We start from the raw sequence: 436 nt of genomic DNA on the forward strand, positions 1-436 counted from the left end.
CGGCAAGCGCGGCCGGCCGCTTTCGAAGCCCCGCATCGTTCAGGGCGATCGGGGCTACGATCACGACAAATACCGCCGTCCGCTGCACGCAGCCGGCATCGCTACCGAAATCGCCCGACGTGGCCACTCTCATGGCAGCGGCCTTGGCAAAACCCGCTGGGTCGTCGAGCGAACCATTTCGTGGCTTCACAACTTCCGGCGACTGCGCATCCGCTTCGAACGCCTTGCCTTCATCCACCAAGCCTTCATGAAACTCGCCTGCTGCATCATCTGTTGGCGAAGGCTGAAGGACTCATTTTGTTAACGCCTCTAGAGCGTGTTAGGAACTTTGAAGTACTGACACGGCGTGGACAAGCATGAGCATTGCGAAGACGACGAAATGAAGCCCAGCGAGAGTTTCGGGGAGCCGTTCATAGTCACGTGCGAGACGCCGGAA

At 59.2% G+C, this 436-nt stretch carries 1 protein-coding gene and 1 pseudogene; one reads left to right on the forward strand and one right to left on the reverse strand.

Annotated features, from left to right (window positions below):
• Window positions 1-304 (forward strand): transposase (locus AB3X94_RS41940; RefSeq protein WP_368594431.1); only part of this gene is annotated, 304 nt, incomplete at its 5' end.
• 15 nt (window positions 305-319) lie between these two features.
• Here the strand turns inward: AB3X94_RS41940 and AB3X94_RS41945 are convergent.
• Window positions 320-436: pseudogene (locus AB3X94_RS41945) on the reverse strand (IS5/IS1182 family transposase); the annotation flags it as partial.

The organism is Paraburkholderia sp. BR10923 (assembly GCF_040948765.1).
In the GTDB taxonomy this organism is placed as follows: domain Bacteria; phylum Pseudomonadota; class Gammaproteobacteria; order Burkholderiales; family Burkholderiaceae; genus Paraburkholderia; species Paraburkholderia youngii.